Here is a 19,245-nt window from a genome sequence, read left to right as displayed (position 1 = left end):
GAGCCTCACGAACTCAGCCCGCCCGCCAGCGTCGGGAAGTCGAGCGGGCGGAAGCCGTAGTGCTGCAGCCAGCGGACGTCGGCCGAGAACAGGTCGCGGAGGTCCGGCATGCCGTATTTGAGCATCGCGATGCGGTCGATCCCCATGCCCCAGGCGAAGCCCTGGTAGACGTCCGGATCGACGCCGCAGTTGCGCAGCACATTGGGGTGGACCATCCCGCAGCCGAGGATCTCGAGCCAGTCGTCGCCCTCGCCGATGCGCACCTCGTTGGGGAGCTTGCGGCAGCGGACGTCGACCTCCATCGAGGGTTCGGTGAAGGGGAAGAACGACGGGCGGAACCGGAGCTCGACCGACGGCACCTCGAAGAAGGTCTTGAGGAACTCCTCCAGCACCCAGCGCAGGTGGCCGAGATGCGCCTCCTTGTCGATGACGAGGCCCTCGACCTGATGGAACATCGGCGTGTGCGTCTGGTCCATGTCGAAGCGGTAGGTGCGGCCGGGGCAGATCACACGGATCGGCGGCTGCGTGCTCCGCATGGTGCGCACCTGCACGGGGCTGGTGTGCGTGCGCAGCAGCAGGCGTTCGCCGTCCGCCTTCTCCGGCAGGAAGAAGGTGTCGTGCATCTCCCGCGCCGGATGGCCCACGGGGAAGTTCAGCGCGGTGAAGTTGAGCTCGTCGGTCTCGATGTCCGGGCCTTCGGCGACCGAGAAGCCCATGGCGGAGAAGATCGCGGTCAGCTCGTCCATCACCTGGCTGACGGGATGGATGCGGCCGGTCTCCAGCCCGCTCTCGCGCACGGGGAGCGACACGTCGAGCCGCTCGGAGGCGAGCCTGGCCTCCAGCGCGGCGTCGGCGAGCGCCGCCTTGCGTTCGGCCAGCGCCGCGGCCACGCGGTCGCGCAGGGCGTTGAGCGCCGGACCGAAGGTCTTGCGCTCCTCCGGGCTCATGGCGCCCAGCGTCTTCAGCTTTTCGGAGACGGAGCCCTTCTTGCCGAGCGCCGCCACGCGCACGGCTTCGAGCGCGGCTTCGTCGGCGGCGCCGGCGATCTGCGCCAGCACGTCGGCTTCGAGGGCGTTGAGACTGTCGAGATCGGTCATGCGACGCCGCTTCCGTTAAGGGGTACAGCGTCTTGACGACAGCGACCCCACCCGCGGCGTCGTCCTCCGGCTTGACCGGAGGACCCATGTCGGGCCCAGAGCTCTACGCCTGAGATGGATGGTCCGGTCGAGCCGGACCATGACGAGGTTTGTCCTGACGCCGGCCGCTCGCGGTGGCCGGATCAGATCACGCCGAGGCGGCTTCCTTCGGAAGCGCGTCCTTGGCCTTGGCGGCGATCACGGCGAAGGCCGCCGGCTCGTGGATCGCGAGATCCGAGAGCACCTTGCGATCGACCTCAATGCCGGCCTTGGCGAGGCCGTCGATGAAGCGCGAATAGGTCAGGCCGTGCTCGCGGACCGCGGCGTTGATGCGCTGGATCCAGAGCGCGCGGAAGGTGCGCTTCTTGTTCTTGCGGTCGCGGTAGGCGTACTGCATCGACCGATCGACGGCCGCCTTGGCGGCCCGGATCGTGTTCTTGCGACGGCCGTAGAAGCCCTTCGCGGCCTCAAGCGTCTTCTTGTGCTTGGCGTGGGACGTGACGCCCCGTTTAACGCGAGCCATGGTCGTAAATCTCTCGTCTCAGGTGTTCGGGAAAAGCGCTTCGAAACAGCAGGGCGTCAGCCGTAGGGCAGGAACGTCCGGACGATCCGCGCGTCTTGCGGCGTCAGGATGGTCGTGCCGCGCTGATTGCGGATCTGCTTGTTGGTGCGCTTGATCATCCCGTGGCGCTTGCCGGCCTGGGCGGAGATGACCTTGCCGGTCGCGGTGAAGCGGAAGCGCTTCTTCGCCGCCGACTTGGACTTGATCTTGGGCATTTCGCTCTCCGATGAGGAGAAGCCTTCGGCGATCAGCCCGCCCCCCGCGAGGGAGGCCGGCCAGGCCCGAGGCTTCGAGCAGTTAAAAGGGCGCGCCACGGCAGCCCATAACCGGCCGGGCCCGCGCGGAAGCCGGGCTTATACGCGGGCGCCCCGCGCTTTGCAACGGACCTGTCGCAGCGCCGCGGTCACGGGCGTTCGGCGGTCACCGCGACGCCCACGGTGCGCGAGGGCGAGCCGCTGACCTGCAGCGTCGCCGGACCGTCCTTCAGCTCGAACCGCACCGACTTGCGCGCGCCCTCGCAGGTCGGGTCGCCCGAGAAGCCGAGCGGCTTCGCGGAGCGACCGTCCTGAACGACGTCGAACCAGAGGCGTTCGGTCGTCGTCACGCGCCAGACGCCGGCCCGCGCGACGAAACGCAGCGTGCCGGCGGGGGCGGCCGGCGACTGCGCCTGCTCCGGCGGCAGGGCGAAGCCCGCCTTGCCCGCGTCGACGAGCAGAAGCCGCACGGCGGTCGCGGGCGCCGGCCGAATCTCGGAGCCGCTCGGCGTCATCTCCGCCGCGGCGACCGCCGCGATGTCCGCGCGGACGTCCCAGGCGAAGCCGGAGCATGGCTCCGCGTCTCCGGCCAAGGCCGGCCCGACCGCCAGAAGCGCGGCGGCGAGGGGCAAGGCGTGACGCATCGCGGACCCTTTATTCTTCAGCGCGCGGAGACGGCGGCCCAGAAGGCGGAGCCGACGGGATGGCCGGAGTCGAACATCAGCCGCGCGGCGAGGGCAAGCGCGACGACGATGACGAGCGGCCGCACCAGCCTGACGCCATGCTTCAGCGCGAGACCGGCGCCGAGCCTCGCGCCGACGAGCGTGCCCGCCGCCATGGCGAGGCCCGCGCTCCAGACCACATGGCCCGCGAGGATGAAGACGATGAGGCCGGCGAGGTTCGAGGACAGGTTGAGCAGCTTGGTGCGCGCCACCGCCTTCACCGCGCCGAGGCCCGCGAGCGCCACCAGCGCGATCATGTAGAACGAGCCGGCGCCCGGCCCGAACACGCCGTCATAGACGCCGATCGGCGCTGCGACGCCGAGGGCGAAGGCGAGCGGCGTCATGCGGGCGCGGCCGTCGAGGTCGGCGAGCGCCGGGCCGAAGGCGAAGTAGAGCGCGACCGCGACCAGCAGGAACGGCAGCGCGGTCCGCATCGCCTCGACCGGCGCGAACGACACCAGCGCGGAGCCCAGGACGGCGCCGGCGAAGGCGAGCCCGGCCTGCAGCCACAGCGTCCGGGAGCGCATCTCGAGCATGCCGGCCTTCGCGAAGCGCGCGGTCGCCGCGGCGGTGCCGATCGTGCCCTGCAGCTTGTTGGTCGCGACCGCCGACACCGGATCGAGCCCGCCGAGCAGCAGCGCCGGCACCGTCACCAAGCCGCCGCCGCCCGCGATCGCGTCGACGACGCCCGCGAGCAGGCCGACGAGCGCGAACAGTCCGAGCGTCTCGATGGACAGGGAGATCATGGGTCGACAGGGGAGCTTGCGCCGGCGCGGCGCGGGACGGGGCCCGAGGCATAGACCCGCGACGCCGAAAACGCGACGGCCTTCATTCGCCGATCGCGACCCCCTCCCGCCGCGGGTCGGCGCCGCCTTCGAGCCCGTGCGGCCCGATCGCGATCGCATGGACGCCGGAGGTCAGGTCGTCGGTTTCGATCCCGAAGCCGAGCTGGCGCAGGGGCGCCGCCAGCGCCTCGGCGGGGGTGCCCTTCTCCAGTTCGAACGGCCCGTAGCGGTTCAGCATGTTCGGCAGCGCCGCGGCCTGCGCCACGTCCAGACCCCAGTCGAGACGGGCGATCAGCGTCTTCAGCACGTAGCCGACGATCTGGCTGCCGCCGGGCGAACCGACCGCGAGCGTCGGGCGGCCGTCGCGGAACACGATCGTCGGCGCCATCGTCGAACGCGGCCGCTTGCCCGGCTCGACGCGGTTCGCCACCGGCCGGCCGTCGCGCTCGGGAAGGAAGGAGAAGTCCGTCAGCTCGTTGTTGAGCAGGAAGCCCCGCGCCATCAGGCGCGACCCGAAGCCCGCCTCGATCGTGGTCGTCATCGAGACAACATTCCCTTGCGCGTCGACGATCGACAGGTGGCTGGTCGCCGGAACGTCGTGCGCGCGGCCGGGCGCGAGGTTGAGCGTGCGCGACCCTTTGGGCCGGCCGGGTTCGGCTGCGTCGAGCGCGCGGCCGCGCTCCAGCAGGCGGGCGCGATCCCGCAGGTACTCGCGCGCGATCAGCCCGGCGACCGGCTGCGGCGCGAAGGCCGGATCGGCGACGTAGAGCTCGCGGTCGGCGAAGGCGAGGCGCGAGGCGTCGCCGATCCGCCGCCACGCCTCGGCGCTGTCCGGTCCGAGGCGCGCGAGGTCGGTGGGCTCCAGCATGCCGAGGATCTGCGCGATCGCGATTCCGCCGGACGAGGGCGGCCCCATGCCGCAGACCTCGTAGACGCGATAGGGCGCGCAGACCGGATCGCGCTCGATCACGCGGTAGCGACTCAGGTCCTCGGCCGCGAGTGCGCCGGGCCGGGCGGCGGAGCGCGCCGCGGCGACCACGTCGTCCGCGATCGGCCCGGCGTAGAAGGCGTCCGCGCCGCCGTCCCGCAACGCCTCGAGCGTGTCGGCGTAGGCCGGATTGCGCAGCAGGTCGCCGGCCGCGACCGGGCGGCCGCCGGGAAGGAAGTAGTCCCGCGTCGCCGGCGACAACGCGAGCCGGGAGGCGTCGGCCGCGACCTGCGCGGCGAGCCGCGGCGTCACCTTGAAGCCCTCCCGCGCCAACCGGATCGCGGGCGCAAACAGCTCCGCCCATGGCCGCTTCCCGCCCTTGGCGTGCAGCGCCTCCAGCAGGCGCGGCGTTCCCGGCGCGCCGACCGAGCGGCCGCCGATCATGGCCTCCAGCCGGCCGAGCGGCTTGCCGTCGTCGTCAAGGAACAGCGCGGGCGTCGCGGCCGCCGGCGCGGTCTCGCGCCCGTCGAGCGTCGTCAGCCGCCGTTCCTGCGCGCGCCACACCAGCGCGAAGGCGCCGCCGCCAAGCCCGGAGGACTGCGCCTCGACCAGCCCCAGCACGAGCTGCGCCGCGACCGCCGCGTCGACCGCGTCGCCGCCCGCGCGCAGGATGTCGGCGGCGGCTTCGCTCGCCAACGGATGCGCCGTCACGGCCATCCAGCGCTCGGCGCGGACCAGCGGCTTCGCAGAGAAGCCGCTCGCGATCTCGGGCGGCCCATGGTCGAAGCGCGCCGTCCGCTCCTCGGCCGGCGACGGTGCGGCCAGCGCCAGAAGGAACGAAACGGCGGCGAGGCGGGCGATCGGAACGCGCACGAATCTCCTCCGGACGGAGCCCGTTAACCAGCTCTTAGGGTTAACCATTTATGACCGGGGCATGGGGTCCTGCCGGACCTTGCGACCTTAGGGGTGCCTTCGTCATGACGTCCAGCGCGCGCGCCAAGGCCGGCCGCCTAATCGCCGTGGCGACGCTCGCCGCCGCCCTCGCCGGCTGCATGGCCGATCGCGACACGACAGGATCGATCCTGCCGACCAGCGCCTCGCGCTCGGTGGCGACGCCGGCGACCAGCGAGGCGCGGCTCCGGCAGATGTCCGAGAAATACGCCGCCGCCTACCAGCGCAACCCCAATGACGCCGCGACGGCCTACGCCTATGGGGTCACGCTGCGCGCGCTCGGCCAGCGGGCGCAGGCGCTCGCGGTGCTCGAAAGCGCGAGCATCAAGCATCCGCAACAGAAGCAGATCGTCGGGGCCTACGGGCGCGCGCTGGCCGACGCCGGCCGCTATCAGGACGCGCTGAACGCGCTCGCCAACGCCCACACTCCCGAACAGCCCGACTGGCGGATCCTGAACGCGCAGGGCGCGGCGCTGGACCAGCTCGGCCGGTCCGCGGAAGCCCGCGCCTATTACGAGTCCGCGCTCAAGATCGCGCCGGGCGAGCCCTCGGTGCTGTCCAACCTCGGCCTGTCCTACGCGCTGAACAACGATCTGGCCCGCGCCGAGCAGACGCTCGCGATGGCCGCCCAGAGCCCCAAGGCCAACGAGAGCGTGCGCGCGAACCTTGCGCTCGTGCAGAGCCTGAAGGCCCGCGCAGGCGCAGGCCCCGCGAAGCCGCAGAAGGCCGTCCGGCCCGCGGCCTGACCTCTCAGGCGGCCTCGCGGCCCGCCTTCTCCTCGAGCACCGCTTCGAAACCCTCGAACTGGGGATGGCCGGCGTACATCGGCTTGTTCTGGCCGGCGTTGCGGTGCGCCGCGCGGAACGCCTCCGACCGCGTCCAGGCCTCGAAATCCTCACGCGAGCGCCAGATGGTGTGCGAGGCGTAGAGCACGGTGTCGCCGTCGGCCGCCCCCTTGAGCAGGTGGAACGCGACGAAGCCCGGCACCTCGCCGAGATGCCGGTCGCGCTCGCGCCATACGGTTTCGAACGCCTCAGCCTCGGCGGCGAAGACCTTGAAGCGGTTCATGGCGACGAACATGGCGTTCTCCCTCGAAGCGTCGGCGGCCCGATCGGCCGGACCGGGCGACAGGTCTCGCAAAATGCGAGCGTCCTCGCAAATTGCGACGCTCCATGCGAAACGCCCATGGCGGAGCGATCGATATCTGGGGCGTCGCCCACGCCCGGACGCTACTGCTAGCGTTAAGGGTGGTTCACCACGACTGGCGCGCCGCTTGCTGCGGACGTCATCGCCGGATCAGGTTTCAGCGTACCGGCATCCGATCGGACGGGAGAGGGGCGTTTTCCAACCCCGAGCGACCCTTCTCCCGCTCCGGTTCGCTTTACGGCTTCGGCCGGCTCCCGAAGATCGCGCTTCCCACCCGCACCAGCGTCGCGCCGAAGGGCACGGCGTCGGTGAAGTCCGCGCTCATGCCCATCGACAGGCCCTTCAGCCCGTTGCGGCGGGCGATCTTGTCGAGCAGCGCGAAGTAGGGCGCCGGCGGTTCGTCGAACGGCGGGATGCACATCAGCCCCTCGATCGTCAGGCCGAACTCGTCGCGGCAGCGGGCGAGGAACGCGTCGGTCTCCTCCGGCAGGACGCCGGCCTTCTGCGCCTCGCCGCCGACGTTCACCTCCACATAGAGCCGCGGCGCGCGGCCCTGCGCCGCGATCTCCTTGGCGAGCGCCTGCGCGATCTTCGGCCGGTCGACGGTGTGGATCACGTCGAACAGCGCCACCGCCTCGGCCGCCTTGTTGGACTGCAGCGGCCCGATCAGATGCAGCTCCACGCCGGGGAAGCGCTCGCGCAGCGCCGGCCACTTGGCCTTGGCCTCCTGCACGCGGTTCTCGCCGAACAGCCGCTGCCCGGCCTCGAGCACCGGCGCGACGTCTTCGGCCGGAAAGGTCTTCGACACCGCGACCAGCCCGACGTCGCCCTCCGGCCGTCCGGCCGCGCGTTCGGCCTTGGCGAGCGCGGCGCGGACCGCGGCCAGTCGTGCGGGGGCGTTCGATGCGTCGGTCATGATCGGGTTCCGTGAGCGTCCAAGGGTGGCCAATAGGACGCGACGCCGACGTTCTCAAGGCCCGCGCGGCGCGCTTCGGTTGACCCGGGACGGCCGTTCGGGCGAATGTCCGCGCGACCGTGCGCGCCCCGGCGGCCTGCGCCGTCGCATCGCGTGACCCTACGAGACCTGGCGTACATTCCCATGACCACCGAGCGCTACGACGCGCGAGAGGCCGAGCCCCGCTGGCAGAAGAGCTGGGACGAGCGCAAGCTGTTCCAGACCGACGCCGCGGACCCGCGCCCGAACTACTACGTGCTGGAGATGTTCCCCTATCCGTCGGGGCGCATCCACATGGGGCATGTGCGCAACTACGCCATGGGCGACGTCGTAGCGCGCTACAAGCGCGCCAAGGGCTTCGCGGTGATGCATCCGATGGGCTGGGACGCCTTCGGCCTGCCGGCTGAGAACGCCGCCATCGAGAAGAAGGTTCATCCCAAGGCCTGGACCTACGACAACATCGCGACCATGCGCGACCAGCTGAAGGCGATCGGCCTGTCGCTGGACTGGAGCCGCGAGATCGCGACCTGCGATCCGGACTATTACGCCCAGCAGCAGAAGCTGTTCCTGGACTTCCTGAAGGCCGGCCTCGCCTACCGCCGCAAGTCCAAGGTGAACTGGGACCCGGTGGACAACACCGTGCTCGCCAACGAGCAGGTGATCGACGGCCGCGGCTGGCGCTCGGGCGCGCCGGTGGAGCAGCGCGAGCTGACCCAGTGGTTCCTGAAGATCACCGACTTTTCCGAGGACCTGCTGTCGGCGCTCGACGGGCTGACGCGCTGGCCGGAGAAGGTCCGGACCATGCAGAAGAACTGGATCGGCCGCTCGGAAGGGCTGACGGTGCGGTTCGCCGTGGCGGGCGCCAACGACGCCTCCGAGGTCGAGGTCTACACCACGCGGCCGGACACGCTGTTCGGCGCGAGCTTCGTCGCGCTGTCGGCCGACCATCCCATCGCCCGGGCTCTGGCCGAGGGCAATCCCGCGCTCGCGAGCTTCGTCGAGGAGTGCCGCCGCGCGGGCACCAGCGTCGCCGCGCTCGAGACCGCGGAGAAGAAGGGCTACGACACCGGCCTGCGCGTCGCGCACCCGTTCGATCCGTCCTGGGAGCTGCCGGTCTACGTCGCGAACTTCGTGCTGATGGACTACGGCACGGGCGCGATCTTCGGCTGCCCGGCGCACGACCAGCGCGACCTCGACTTCGCGCGGGCCTACGGTCTGCCGGTGACCCCGGTCGTCGCGCCCGAGGGCGCCGACCCCGCCTCGGTCACGATCGAGAACGTCGCCTATGACGGCGACGGCGTGATGATCAACTCCCGCTTCCTCGACGGCCTGCGCCCGGCCGACGCGTTCCAGGAGGTCGCGCGCAGGCTGGAGGCCGCGGAGCTGAACGGCCGTCCGGTCGCCGCCCGAAAGGTGAACTGGCGCCTGCGCGACTGGGGCATCTCCCGCCAGCGCTACTGGGGCTGCCCGATCCCGGTGATCCATTGCGACGCCTGCGGCGTGGTCCCCGTGCCGGACGACCAGCTGCCGGTGCGCCTGCCCGACGACGTGACCTTCGACCAGCCGGGCAACCCGCTCGACCGGCACGACGCGTGGCGCAACGTGCCCTGCCCGCAGTGCGGCGGTCCGGCGCGGCGCGAGACCGACACCATGGACACCTTCGTGGACTCGTCCTGGTACTACGCCCGCTTCACCGACCCGAAGGCCGCCTCCCCGACCGTGAAGGCGACCGCGGATCGCTGGCTGCCGGTCGACCAGTACATCGGCGGCGTCGAGCACGCGATCCTGCACCTGCTGTACTCGCGCTTCTTCACCCGCGCTATGAAGGCGACCGGCCATGTCGGCCTCGACGAGCCGTTCGCCGGCCTGTTCACGCAAGGCATGGTCGTCCACGAGACCTACAGGGACGCGGACGGCCAGTGGATCGCGCCGGCGGACATCCGGATCTCCGAAGACGGCGGCGCCCGCGCCGCGACGCGCCTGTCGGACGGCTCCGCCGTCGAGATCGGCGCGATCGAAAAAATGTCGAAGTCGAAGAAGAACGTCGTCGACCCCAACGACATCCTCGGCTCCTACGGCGCCGACACGGCGCGCTGGTTCATGCTGTCCGACAGCCCGCCCGAGCGCGACGTGATCTGGACCGAGGCGGGCGTCGAGGGCGCGAGCCGCTTCGTGCAGCGCGTGTGGCGCCTGGTCAACGAGGCCGCCGCGCGGGGCGCGCCGTCCGGAGCTGCGGCGCCGGCGAACGTGGGTCCTGCGGCCGAAGCGCTGCGGCGCGCGGCGCACGGCGCGCTCGCCCGCGTCGAGGAGGACATCGAGCGCCTGCGGTTCAACCGCTGCGTCGCGGCCGCCTACGAACTCGCCAACGCGCTGGGACAGGCGCTGCAGGCCGACGCCTCCGACGACATGGCCTTCGCGCTGCGCGAGGCCGCGGAAATCCTTGTGCAGATCGTGGCGCCGTTCATGCCGCATCTGGCGGAGGAGGCCTGGGCGGCGCTCGGACATTCTGTTCTGGTGGCCGAGACGCCTTGGCCGAAGGCCGATCCCGCGCTGCTCGCCTCCGACGTCGTCACCCTGCCCGTGCAGGTCAACGGCAAGAAACGCGACGAGATCACCGTCGCGCGCGAGGCGGACGCCGCCTCGATCGAAAAGGCCGTGCGCCAGCTCGAAGCCGTCGCAAAGGCGGTCGGCGACAAGCCGATCCGCAAGATCATCGTCGTGCCGCAGAGGATCGTGAATGTCGTCGCCTGACATCGAGCTGCGGCCCGCGCGCCGCACCCTGATCCGCGCCGGCCTCGTCGCCGGCCTGTCGCTCGCCCTCGCCGGCTGCTTCCGTCCGGTCTACGCGCCCGAGGCGTCGTCGGCCAAGGGCGAAGCGGGCCCGGTCGCGGTCAACCTCAAGCGCGTCGACGTCACGCCGATCGAGGGCCGTGTCGGCCTGAAGATGCGCAACGAGCTGATCTTCCTGCTGCGCGGCGGCGACGCCGCGGGACCGATCGCCTACCGGCTCGACGTCGCGCTGAGCCAGCGCGGCCAGTCGCCGATCGTGGACCCGTTCACCGGCCAGCCCGAGACGCGTACGGTGTCGCTAACCGCGGACTACATCCTGAAGCCCGCCGGACGTCTCGACCCCATCATCAAGGGCCAGGAGTTCGCGACCGCGTCCTACAACTACTCGCTGCAGCGTTTCGCCGACATCCGCGCCCAGCGCGACGCCGAGGACCGGGCGGCGCAGCAGATCGCCGAGAAGATCCGGACCCGGCTGCAGGGGTACTTCGCCACCGGCCGTTGACGCCGCGGACGCCGGGCGCAGGCCCGCGCGGCGCCTTTTGTTTACCCTGTTGCGCGATCCTCCAGACGCAAGCCGGCCCCATCTCGGGCCGCCGAAGCTCTGGGAGATCCTCGCGTGGGTGACGGCAAGCTCGCAATCGCGCTGACGCTCGCGGCCGCCCTGGCCGTGGGCGAGGCGGCCGCGCAAGGCGCGCCCTTCGACGACGAGCGTCCCGTGGACGCCATCGGGGAGATGCTGTCGATCCCCGAGACCACGGGCAGCGTCGACGCCGAACCTCACCGTCTGCCGCTCGAGGGCGTGCGTCCCGCGGAGCCCGTTCCGCCCGCGGTCGCCCGCAGGCCGGCGCCGAAGCCCGCCCGTCCCGCCCCGGTCGCGGAGGCCTATCCCGTCGACCTGCTGATCGCGCTCGCGAACGACGCGGTCTATTCCGACGCGCCCTATCCGAAGGGGCAGCACGCTGACCCCCGCATGATCAAGCTGCAGGTGCTGCTCGACCGCGCCCACGCCTCGCCCGGCGTGATCGACGGCATCAACGGCGGCAACGTGGCCAAGGCGATCGCCGCCTTCGAGATGATGATCGGCCACCCTGTCGACGGCGTCATGGACGCCGAGCTCTGGGCGCGGCTCGAAAGCGTGTCGAGCGAGCCCGTGCTGACTTCCTATGAGCTCACAGAGAAGGACGTCGGAGGCCCGTTCACGCCTGTTTTGCCGGCTGACTATGCCGAGCAGGCCCAGCTGTCGGCCGCAGGCTACAGAGATCCTGTGGAGATGCTGGCTGAGCGCTTCCACATGGACGAAGGTTTCCTTCGCCGGCTAAATCCGGACATTGATTTCACCATGGCCGGTTCGGTGATCACGGTCGCCAATCCCGGCGCGCCGCAGAAGGCCAAGGTCGCGAGCATCGTCGCCGACAAGGGCCGGCGGCAGATCTTCGCCTACGACCTGGCCGGCCGCCTGGTCGCGTCCTATCCCGCCACCATCGGCAGCGCCGACCTGCCGTCGCCGACCGGCGTGCATGCGGTGAAGGCGATCGCGATCAACCCGGAATACTGGTACCGGCCCAAGGTCAACTTCCAGCAGGGCGAGAACACCAAGGCCCTGCGGCTTCCGCCGGGGCCGAACGCGCCAGTCGGCGCGGTCTGGATCGGCCTCGACAAGCCCACCTACGGCCTGCACGGCACCCCCGAGCCCTCCAAGATCGACAAGACCAACAGCCACGGCTGCGTGCGCCTGACGAACTGGGACGCGAACGAGCTCGCGCACCTGGTCGCGCCGGGCGTCCCGGTCGATTTCCGCGAGCCGGAGCTGCCGCAGACGGCGGAGACCGAGCCGCTGACCACAGGGATCACGCCCGCGCGCGCCGTGCCGTACTGACCGCGGCTCTTGTCCCGGCCTTGAGCCGGGACCCAGAACCACCATGCGTGCCTCAGACGACGCGACCAGCGGCGCGCCAAGCTCCCAACGTGCGAGGTTCTAGATCCCGGCTCAAGGCCGAGAGAAGAGGGTCTCTTCCGACCCCTTCGGCGTTGACCCCGAGCCCGCCTCCCGCGACAACTCGGCCATGGTCGCGATCAAAACCTCGGGCGTCGACGCCTTTCTCGCCAAGCCCCAGGCGGGGGTCTTCGCCGTCCTGATCTACGGCCCCGATTCCGGGCTGGTGTCCGAGCGGTGCGAGCGGCTCGCCGCGCGCGCGCTCGAAGGCTCGGACGACCCGTTCGCTCTGGTGCGCCTCGAGGGCGACGACCTCGCCTCCGATCCCGGACGGCTGGCGGACGAGGCCCGCACCATCGCCCTGTTCGGCGGCAAGCGCGTGATCCGCGTCCGCGTCGGCGGGCGCGCCATGGTCCTGGCCGCCGAGGGCCTGCTGTCGGGACCCGAGCCGGAGTCGCTCGTCATCCTGGAGGCCGGCGACCTCAAGAAGAACAACCCCTTGCGCGCCCTGTGCGAGAAGAGCCCGCGCGCCGCCGCGCTGCCGTGCTTCCCGGATGAAGCCGGCGCGCGCGACCGGCTGATCGACGAGGAGACGCGCGAGGCCGGGCTCTCGATCTCGCCGGACGCTCGCGCCCTGCTCGCCGCCCATCTCGGGCCCGACCGGCTCGCCGCGCGCGGCGAGGTGCGCAAGCTCTGCCTCTACGCCATGGACAAGGGCCGCATCGACGCCGACGACGTAGAGGCGGTGGTCGCCGACGCCGGCGACGTCGGCATGGACGTCGCGATCGACGCCGCCTTCGCCGGCCGCGCGGCCGACATGACCGCCGCGCTCAGGGCGCTGCGCGCCGGCGGCATGCCCCCATCCGTGGTGGCCGGCGGCGCGCTCCGCCATGCGCTGACGCTGCACCGGCTGCGCGGCGACGTCGACGCCGCCCGCAGCGCGCGGGCGGTGATGGAGGCCAACGGCTTTCTGTTCCATTTCCGCCGCAAGGCCGCGGTGGAGCGGGCGCTGGGCGCCTGGACCAACGAGCGGCTCGGCGAGGCGGTCACGAAGCTCGCCGACGCCGTGGCCGCCGGTCGAAAAGCCGGCGCGATCGGGGAGGCGGTCGCCGAACGCGCGCTGCTCGCGATCGCAATCGAGGCCGGACGGCTCATGCGCTGAGCCCTTTCGCGCAAGAGTTGCAATCGGCGCGCATTTTCGCGACCTGCAGGGAGAGTCACCGGCGGCGTTTTCGCACATCGCCGGGGCGATACGACCCATGGACCGGACAGGCCGCCAGCGGCCTTCTGAAAGCCACCGCGGCGCATGGGTCTGACCTCAAGCGTCCGGCGGGCTCAAATCAGCCCCTCAGACGCCGAGCCACCAGATCAAGCTGCTCGAGCGAGCGGTAACGCACCGTCACCTCGCCGCCGGCGCCGCGCGCGGTGATCGAGACGTCGAGGCCGAGCGCGTCCGACAGCGCGGCTTCGAGCGCACGGGTGTCGGCGTCCTTCGCGGGCTTCTGTTTGCGGAGCCCGTCCATCGACTTGATCTCCGGAGCGCGGGCCATGGCCTCGACCTCGCGCACGGACAGGCCCTTCGCCACCGCCTTGTTTGCGGCGGTCTCGGGATCGGGCAGCGCGAGCAGCGCGCGGGCGTGTCCGGCGCTGAGCGCGCCCTTCACAACATAGCTCTTCACCAGGTCCGGCAGCTTCAGCAGGCGGAGCGTGTTGGCGATGTGGCTGCGGCTCTTGCCGATGACGCGCGCCAAGTCCTCCTGCCGGTAGGCGAACTGGCTCATGAGCTGGTCATAGCCCGCGGCCTCGTCGATGGCGTTGAGATCGGCGCGCTGGACGTTCTCGACGATGGCGATCTCGAGCGCCTCGCGCTCGGTCACGTCCAGCACGACGATCGGCGCGTCGTGCACGCCGGCCCGCTGCGCTGCGCGCCAACGCCGCTCGCCCGCGATGATCTCGAACGCCTCGCTCTCGCCCGGCAGCCTGCGGACAAGAATCGGCTGGATCACGCCCTTCTCGCGCACCGAGGCGACGAGATCCTCGAGATGAGCCTCGTCGAAATGGCGGCGAGGATTGGCCTTCGAGGGCCGCAGATGCGCGATCGGCGCCCGCCGCTGGCCGCGTGAGCGCTCCATCACCGCCGTCTCGTCGCCGACGTCGCCGATCAGGGCGGCCAATCCGCGCCCGAGGCGCGAGCGGCTGGGTTCTTCCGACATGATGCCTCCTGGCGCGCGTCAGGCCGCGCGCAACGTACGCTCGCGCTGGATCACCTCGGAGGCGAGGCGGAGATAGGCCTGCGAACCGTGGCACTTCAGGTCGTACAGCAGCACCGGCTTGCCGTAGGACGGCGCCTCCGACACCCGCACGTTGCGAGGGATCATGGTCTCATAGACCTTTTCGCCCATGAATTCGCGCACGTCCGCCACGACCTGGCCGGAGAGGTTGTTGCGGGGATCGAACATGGTCAGCACCACGCCGTGGATGCTGAGGCCCGGGTTGAGCGACGCCCGCACCTGCTCCACCGTCTTCAGCAACTGGCTGAGGCCCTCCAGGGCGAAGAACTCGCACTGCAGCGGCACCACGATGGCGTTGGCGGCCGCCATGGCGTTGATCGTCAGCAGGTTGAGCGAGGGCGGGCAGTCCACCAGCACATAGGTGTAGCGGCGGTTCTCCACGCAGGCGTCGTGCAGCGCGTGAACCGCGTCGCGCAGGCGGAAGGCGCGGTCCTTCTCCGACGCGATCTCGAGCTCGACGCCGAGCAGGTCCATGGTCGAGGGGGCGAGGTGCAGCCGCGGCACCGCCGTCTCGTGGATGGTCTCGGCGAGCGTCGCCTCGCCCACCAGCACGTCGTAGGTCGACAGCCGCCGCGCCCTGCGGTCGATGCCGAGGCCGGTGGAGGCGTTGCCCTGTGGGTCGAGGTCGACGATCAGCACGCTTTCGCCGATCGCGGCCAGCGCCGTCCCGAGGTTGATCGCCGTCGTGGTCTTGCCGACGCCGCCCTTCTGGTTGGCGAGGGTCAGAACCCGCGGCGCGCCGGCGGGGAACTTGGTCGACAGCATGGCGGAAGCTCCGGGGCGAACATCCTTGGAACAGGATCACTCGACTCCCCGACGCTCCGCCAGCCCGTCGACGCGCACGATGCGGGCGTCCGGCTCGGTGAGGCTCGGGTGAAACGATGCGTTAATGTTCCAGGATTTCGCCGCCGCGGTCAATTCGGCCTCCGCCTTCGCGCCCTTCGGAAACAGGCCGACGGCGCCGGTTTTCAACAGCGGCGCCGCCATCGCGACGAGATCGGCGAGCGGCGCCAGCGCGCGTGCGCTGACGACGTCCGCCCGGGTCACGACCGAGCCAAGCACGGCGTCGGCCCGCGCGGCGTGGACCGTGACGGCGACGTCCATGGCGCGCGCCGCCTCGCGCAGGAACGCCGCCTTCTTGAGATTGCTCTCGACCAGATGGACCTGCGTACGGCCCGCCAGCGCGGCTGCCACAACGAGGCCGGGAAAGCCGCCGCCGGAGCCGAGATCGACCCAGGTTTGGCAGTCCTGCGGGGCGAGGGGGAGGAGCTGCGCTCCGTCGGCGACGTGGCGCGTCCACACCGTGGCGAGCGTAGTGGGCGCGACCAGGTTCGTCGTCGCTTGCCACTTGTCGAGGGCCGCGACCAGCGCCTCCCAGCGCGCCCATGTTTCACGTGAAACATGGACCAGCCGCTCCGCCGCGGCCCGGTCCGCCCTGCGCGCCGCCGGATCGACCGCCATCAGCCCGCGACCTTGCCGGCGCCGGCCCTGCGCGCCCGCGCCGCAATCAGCGTCAGCGCCGCCGGCGTCATGCCCTCGATCCGGCCGGCCTGTCCGAGCGTGCGCGGCGCGACCGCCTTGAGCTTGGCCTGAAGCTCCGCCGACAGGCCGGGCAGGTCAGCGTAGTCGATATCGGCGGGAATCGCGGCGGCTTCCTCGGAGCGGTAGCGCCGGACGTCGGTCTCCTGCCGATCGAGATAGACGGCGTAGGACGCCTCGATCTCGAGCTGCGCCAGCGTCGCGGCGTCGATCTCACGGAACGCCGGCCAGATGCGTGCGAGCACGTCCGTCCCCACGTCAGGCAGCGACAGCAGGTCGAAAGCGCTGCGCCGCCGTCCGTCGCGGTTGACCGCCACGCCGAAGCTCTCCGCCTCGTTGGGCGTCAGCGACAGCGAGCGGGCGATCGCCGTCGCGGCGGCGAGCCGGCCGGCCTTGACCGCAAAGGCGGCGGAGCGCGTTGTCCCGACGCAGCCGAGCGTCTCGCCCCGCGCCGTCAGCCGCAGGTCGGCGTTGTCGGCGCGCAGGCTCAGGCGGTACTCCGCCCGCGAAGTGAACATGCGGTAGGGCTCGGTCACGCCGCGGGTGACGAGGTCGTCGACCATGACGCCGAGATAGGCCTCGGCGCGATCGAACACGGCGCCGTCGGAGCCGCCGGCGCGCCGGGCGGCGTTGAGCCCAGCGAGCAACCCCTGCGCCGCCGCCTCCTCATAGCCGGTGGTGCCGTTGATCTGCCCCGCCAGGAACAGGCCGGAAAGCCGCTTGGCCTCCAGCGTCGGCTGCAGCTCGCGCGGATCGACATGGTCGTATTCGATGGCGTAGCCCGGCCGCAGGATCTCGACGCGCTCCAGCCCGGGGATCGACCGCACGAGGCGGAGCTGCACGTCCGCCGGCAGCGAGGTCGAAATCCCGTTCGGGTAGATCGTGGGGTCGTCGAGCCCTTCGGGCTCGAGGAAGATCTGGTGGCTCTCGCGGTCGCCGAAGCGGACCACCTTGTCCTCGATCGACGGGCAGTAGCGCGGCCCGCGGCTTTCGATCCGGCCGGAATACATCGCCGACCGGCCGATGTCGGCGCGGATGATGGCGTGGGTTTCGGCGGTGGTGCGGGTGATGTGGCACACCGTCTGCGGGGTCGTGATCGCCCGCGTCAGCGTCGAGAACGGCTCCGGCGGCTCGTCGCCGGGCTGCTCCTCAAGGCTCGCGAAGTCGATCGTGCGGCCGTCGAGCCGGGGAGGGGTCCCGGTCTTGAGCCGGCCGAGCGCGAAGCCCGCCGCCTCCAGCCGCTTCGACAGGCCGAGCGCCGGCGCCTCGCCCGCGCGGCCGGCCGGCGTCGTCTGGTCGCCGATATGGATCAGCCCGCGCAGGAAGGTGCCGGTCGTCAGCACCACCGCGCCGGCCGGCATGGATCGGCCGTCAGCGAGGAGGACGCCTGTGACGCAGCCGTCGGAGACGATCAGATCGTCGACCTCGGCCTCGACGATCGCGAGACCCTCGGTCGCGGCGAGGGCTTCCTGCATCGCGGCGGCGTAGAGCTTACGGTCGGCCTGGGCGCGGGGTCCGCGCACGGCCGGCCCCTTGCGCCGGTTCAGCATGCGGAACTGGATGCCGCCGGCGTCGGCCACCCGGCTCATCAAACCGTCGAGCGCGTCGACCTCGCGCACGAGATGGCCCTTGCCGAGCCCGCCGATCGCCGGGTTGCAGGACATGGCGCCGATGGTGTCGGCGCGGTGGGTCACGAGCGCGGTCGCGGCCCCCGTCCGCGCCGCGGCCGCGGCCGCCTCGCAGCCGGCATGGCCGCCGCCCACAACGATGACGTCGAAGGACGTCCGCATCTCATCCGATCCCTGACGCGAAAAGTTGCGCACGCATAGCGCTACCGTCGCCGGGTCGCAACGCGTCCCCGTGTTTCACGTGAAACATCGGGCGAGCCCCTTCGTCATTTGCCGATGCAGAAGCTTGCGAACAGTCGGTCCAGCACGTCCTCGACGCCGACCCGGCCGGCGATGCGCCCAAGGTCTGTCGCGGCCCGGCGCAGCCCCTCCGCGACCAGCTCGTCCGCCAGCGACGGCCAGCTTCCGAGGACCGCGTCCAGTTCATCGAGCGCCGCCCGCAGCGCCTCGCGATGCCGCGCCCGCGTCAATCCCGCATGCTCGGTGCCCCCAAGGGCGTCGCGCGCCGCCTCGGCGATCGCCGCGATCAGCGCGTCGACGCCGGCGCCGCTCGCGGTCGATACGCCGTGATCGGCGTCCGACGGCGCCGCGACCAGATCGATCTTGCTCGCCACGCGCCACAGCCACCCCCCGGTCTCGGGCGCGGGCTCAGGCACGGCCACGGAGGCGTCCCGAAGCCACAGCACGAGATCGGCCTCCCGAGCCCGGACCAGCGCGCGCCGCACGCCCTCGCGCTCTGCGGCGTCGGCGGCGTCGCGCAGGCCGGCGGTGTCCGCGACCAGCACCGGATAGCCGCCGAGGTCGAGGCGAACCTCGACCACGTCGCGCGTCGTGCCCGGCGCGTCGGTCACGATCGCCACCTCGCGGCGGGCGAGGGCGTTCAGCAGCGACGACTTGCCCGCGTTCGGCGCGCCGACGATGGCGACCCGGAACCCGTCGCGCAGCCGCTCGGCGCGGGTGTCGGCGAGCGCCGCGCGCAGCGTCTCCGCCAGCTCCGCAACGGCCTCGAAGGCCTGCTGGCGGGCGGCCGCGGGCACGTCGTCCTCGTCGACGAAATCGATGCCGGCCTCGACCAGCGCCATGGCGGCGACCAGCCGCTCGCGCCAGCCGTCCACGACCTCCGACAGCGCGCCCTCGCTCTGCCGCGCCGCCTGGCGCCGCTGGGCTTCCGTCTCCGCGTCGATCAGATCCGCGAGGCCTTCCGCCTCCGCGAGGTCGAGCTTGCCGGCGAGGAAGGCGCGGCGAGCGAACTCGCCCGGCTCCGCCGCGCGGAGGCCGGGCAGGGCGAGCGCGGCATCGAGCACGGCCGCGACGACCGCACGCCCGCCATGGACGTGCAGCTCGGCCGCGTCCTCGCCGGTGGCGCTGGCGGGCCCCGGAAACCACAGCGCCAGTCCGCGGTCGAGCAGTTCGCCCGCGGACGGGCTCCGGAGCGCGCGATAAGCCGCGACCCGCGGCGCCGGGCGTCCGCCGGCGATCGCGTCAAGCGCCGCGCCGGCCTGCGGCCCGGACAGCCGCAACACCGCGACCGCGGCCTTCCCGGGAGCCGTCGACACCGCGACGATGGTGTCTCGGGCCACGGACGTCGCGCCGTCAGAGGTGTCGTCCGCGCGCATCCCGTGCCC

Annotated in this window: 18 protein-coding genes; 5 read left to right on the top strand and 13 right to left on the bottom strand. The window is 71.6% G+C overall.

Going from position 1 to position 19,245, the window contains the following annotated elements; all coding sequences use genetic code 11:
• Positions 1–5: 5 nt before the first annotated feature.
• The 6 genes from pheS to ggt form a co-directional block, all read right to left on the bottom strand.
• Positions 6–1,097: a phenylalanine--tRNA ligase subunit alpha gene (gene pheS, locus PKE78_RS16770; RefSeq protein ID WP_271202074.1), complete on the bottom strand. Its 1,092-nt coding sequence runs from the start codon at positions 1,095–1,097 to the stop codon at positions 6–8.
• Between the two features lie 187 nt (positions 1,098–1,284).
• A complete protein-coding gene (gene rplT / locus PKE78_RS16765; protein ID WP_271202073.1) occupies positions 1,285–1,659 on the bottom strand; it encodes a 50S ribosomal protein L20 in 375 nt (124 codons plus the stop codon).
• 56 nt (positions 1,660–1,715) lie between these two features.
• Positions 1,716–1,913: a 50S ribosomal protein L35 gene (gene rpmI, locus PKE78_RS16760; RefSeq protein ID WP_020187175.1), complete on the bottom strand. Its 198-nt coding sequence runs from the start codon at positions 1,911–1,913 to the stop codon at positions 1,716–1,718.
• Between the two features lie 188 nt (positions 1,914–2,101).
• A complete protein-coding gene (locus PKE78_RS16755; RefSeq protein WP_271202072.1) occupies positions 2,102–2,584 on the bottom strand; it encodes a hypothetical protein in 483 nt (160 codons plus the stop codon).
• A gap of 29 nt (positions 2,585–2,613) precedes the next feature.
• A complete protein-coding gene (locus PKE78_RS16750) occupies positions 2,614–3,420 on the bottom strand; it encodes a TSUP family transporter (RefSeq protein ID WP_309299119.1) in 807 nt (268 codons plus the stop codon).
• An 82-nt stretch (positions 3,421–3,502) separates the two neighbouring features.
• Positions 3,503–5,308, bottom strand: a complete 1,806-nt coding sequence (gene ggt / locus PKE78_RS16745) for a gamma-glutamyltransferase (protein WP_428981288.1) — start codon at positions 5,306–5,308, stop codon at positions 3,503–3,505.
• A 56-nt stretch (positions 5,309–5,364) separates the two neighbouring features.
• Here ggt and PKE78_RS16740 point away from each other — a divergent pair, with 56 nt between their 5' ends.
• Positions 5,365–6,084, top strand: coding sequence for a tetratricopeptide repeat protein (locus PKE78_RS16740; RefSeq protein ID WP_271202071.1), 720 nt, complete (start codon positions 5,365–5,367; stop codon positions 6,082–6,084).
• A 4-nt stretch (positions 6,085–6,088) separates the two neighbouring features.
• On the opposite strand, the gene hmuQ is transcribed toward PKE78_RS16740, so the two are convergent.
• Entirely contained in the window at positions 6,089–6,418 is a 330-nt protein-coding gene (hmuQ, locus tag PKE78_RS16735) for a heme-degrading protein HmuQ (RefSeq protein ID WP_271202070.1), read from the bottom strand.
• Positions 6,419–6,719: 301 nt separating this feature from the next.
• The gene (locus PKE78_RS16730; protein WP_271202069.1) at positions 6,720–7,400 is read right to left on the bottom strand and encodes a YggS family pyridoxal phosphate-dependent enzyme; all 681 of its coding nucleotides are present in this window, start codon (positions 7,398–7,400) and stop codon (positions 6,720–6,722) included.
• A 183-nt stretch (positions 7,401–7,583) separates the two neighbouring features.
• On the opposite strand from PKE78_RS16730, the gene leuS reads away from it, so the two are divergent.
• From leuS to holA, 4 genes are all read left to right on the top strand, one after another.
• Positions 7,584–10,190 (top strand): leucine--tRNA ligase, encoded by a 2,607-nt coding sequence (gene leuS, locus PKE78_RS16725; RefSeq protein ID WP_271202068.1) that lies wholly within the window; start codon positions 7,584–7,586, stop codon positions 10,188–10,190.
• The gene (gene lptE / locus PKE78_RS16720; RefSeq protein WP_271202067.1) at positions 10,177–10,731 is read left to right on the top strand and encodes an LPS assembly lipoprotein LptE; all 555 of its coding nucleotides are present in this window, start codon (positions 10,177–10,179) and stop codon (positions 10,729–10,731) included. The genes leuS and lptE overlap by 14 nt, the downstream gene beginning before the upstream one ends.
• Before the next feature lie 114 nt (positions 10,732–10,845).
• On the top strand, positions 10,846–12,105 hold the full coding sequence (locus PKE78_RS16715; protein ID WP_271202066.1) for a L,D-transpeptidase family protein: 1,260 nt from the start codon (positions 10,846–10,848) through the stop codon (positions 12,103–12,105).
• Between the two features lie 187 nt (positions 12,106–12,292).
• Positions 12,293–13,324, top strand: coding sequence for a DNA polymerase III subunit delta (gene holA, locus PKE78_RS16710; protein WP_271202065.1), 1,032 nt, complete (start codon positions 12,293–12,295; stop codon positions 13,322–13,324).
• 178 nt (positions 13,325–13,502) lie between these two features.
• Here the strand turns inward: holA and PKE78_RS16705 are convergent, their stop codons facing one another.
• The 5 genes from PKE78_RS16705 to mnmE all read right to left on the bottom strand — a co-directional run bounded on the left by PKE78_RS16705 (position 13,503) and on the right by mnmE (position 19,236).
• The gene (locus PKE78_RS16705; RefSeq protein WP_271202064.1) at positions 13,503–14,375 is read right to left on the bottom strand and encodes a ParB/RepB/Spo0J family partition protein; all 873 of its coding nucleotides are present in this window, start codon (positions 14,373–14,375) and stop codon (positions 13,503–13,505) included.
• An 18-nt stretch (positions 14,376–14,393) separates the two neighbouring features.
• Positions 14,394–15,218: a ParA family protein gene (locus PKE78_RS16700; RefSeq protein ID WP_271202063.1), complete on the bottom strand. Its 825-nt coding sequence runs from the start codon at positions 15,216–15,218 to the stop codon at positions 14,394–14,396.
• Between the two features lie 36 nt (positions 15,219–15,254).
• Positions 15,255–15,914 (bottom strand): 16S rRNA (guanine(527)-N(7))-methyltransferase RsmG, encoded by a 660-nt coding sequence (rsmG, locus tag PKE78_RS16695; protein WP_271202062.1) that lies wholly within the window; start codon positions 15,912–15,914, stop codon positions 15,255–15,257.
• The gene (gene mnmG / locus PKE78_RS16690; protein ID WP_271202061.1) at positions 15,914–17,782 is read right to left on the bottom strand and encodes a tRNA uridine-5-carboxymethylaminomethyl(34) synthesis enzyme MnmG; all 1,869 of its coding nucleotides are present in this window, start codon (positions 17,780–17,782) and stop codon (positions 15,914–15,916) included. The genes rsmG and mnmG overlap by 1 nt, the downstream gene beginning before the upstream one ends.
• Positions 17,783–17,886: 104 nt before the next feature.
• Complete coding sequence (gene mnmE, locus PKE78_RS16685; RefSeq protein ID WP_271202117.1) at positions 17,887–19,236, bottom strand: tRNA uridine-5-carboxymethylaminomethyl(34) synthesis GTPase MnmE; 1,350 nt, start codon at positions 19,234–19,236, stop codon at positions 17,887–17,889.
• Between the last annotated feature and the right edge of the window lie 9 nt (positions 19,237–19,245).

It is taken from the genome of Methylopila turkensis, from assembly GCF_027922325.1.
In the GTDB taxonomy this organism is placed as follows: domain Bacteria; phylum Pseudomonadota; class Alphaproteobacteria; order Rhizobiales; family Methylopilaceae; genus Methylopila; species Methylopila turkensis.
Note: the sequence above shows the minus strand (reverse complement) of the source record. Positions and strands in the feature narration are given on the sequence as shown.

Coding starts and splice junctions, on each gene's coding strand:
- PKE78_RS16750 (WP_309299119.1), bottom strand. CDS start 3,420: ATGATCTCCCTGTCCATCGAGACGCTCGGACTGTTCGCGCTCGTCGGC.
- leuS (WP_271202068.1), top strand. CDS start 7,584: ATGACCACCGAGCGCTACGACGCGCGAGAGGCCGAGCCCCGCTGGCAG.
- rpmI (WP_020187175.1), bottom strand. CDS start 1,913: ATGCCCAAGATCAAGTCCAAGTCGGCGGCGAAGAAGCGCTTCCGCTTC.
- mnmG (WP_271202061.1), bottom strand. CDS start 17,782: ATGCGGACGTCCTTCGACGTCATCGTTGTGGGCGGCGGCCATGCCGGC.
- PKE78_RS16740 (WP_271202071.1), top strand. CDS start 5,365: ATGACGTCCAGCGCGCGCGCCAAGGCCGGCCGCCTAATCGCCGTGGCG.
- rplT (WP_271202073.1), bottom strand. CDS start 1,659: ATGGCTCGCGTTAAACGGGGCGTCACGTCCCACGCCAAGCACAAGAAG.
- holA (WP_271202065.1), top strand. CDS start 12,293: ATGGTCGCGATCAAAACCTCGGGCGTCGACGCCTTTCTCGCCAAGCCC.
- PKE78_RS16700 (WP_271202063.1), bottom strand. CDS start 15,218: ATGCTGTCGACCAAGTTCCCCGCCGGCGCGCCGCGGGTTCTGACCCTC.
- PKE78_RS16705 (WP_271202064.1), bottom strand. CDS start 14,375: ATGTCGGAAGAACCCAGCCGCTCGCGCCTCGGGCGCGGATTGGCCGCC.
- pheS (WP_271202074.1), bottom strand. CDS start 1,097: ATGACCGATCTCGACAGTCTCAACGCCCTCGAAGCCGACGTGCTGGCG.
- lptE (WP_271202067.1), top strand. CDS start 10,177: ATGTCGTCGCCTGACATCGAGCTGCGGCCCGCGCGCCGCACCCTGATC.
- rsmG (WP_271202062.1), bottom strand. CDS start 15,914: ATGGCGGTCGATCCGGCGGCGCGCAGGGCGGACCGGGCCGCGGCGGAG.
- PKE78_RS16730 (WP_271202069.1), bottom strand. CDS start 7,400: ATGACCGACGCATCGAACGCCCCCGCACGACTGGCCGCGGTCCGCGCC.
- ggt (WP_428981288.1), bottom strand. CDS start 5,308: ATGGTTAACCCTAAGAGCTGGTTAACGGGCTCCGTCCGGAGGAGATTC.
- mnmE (WP_271202117.1), bottom strand. CDS start 19,236: ATGCGCGCGGACGACACCTCTGACGGCGCGACGTCCGTGGCCCGAGAC.
- hmuQ (WP_271202070.1), bottom strand. CDS start 6,418: ATGTTCGTCGCCATGAACCGCTTCAAGGTCTTCGCCGCCGAGGCTGAG.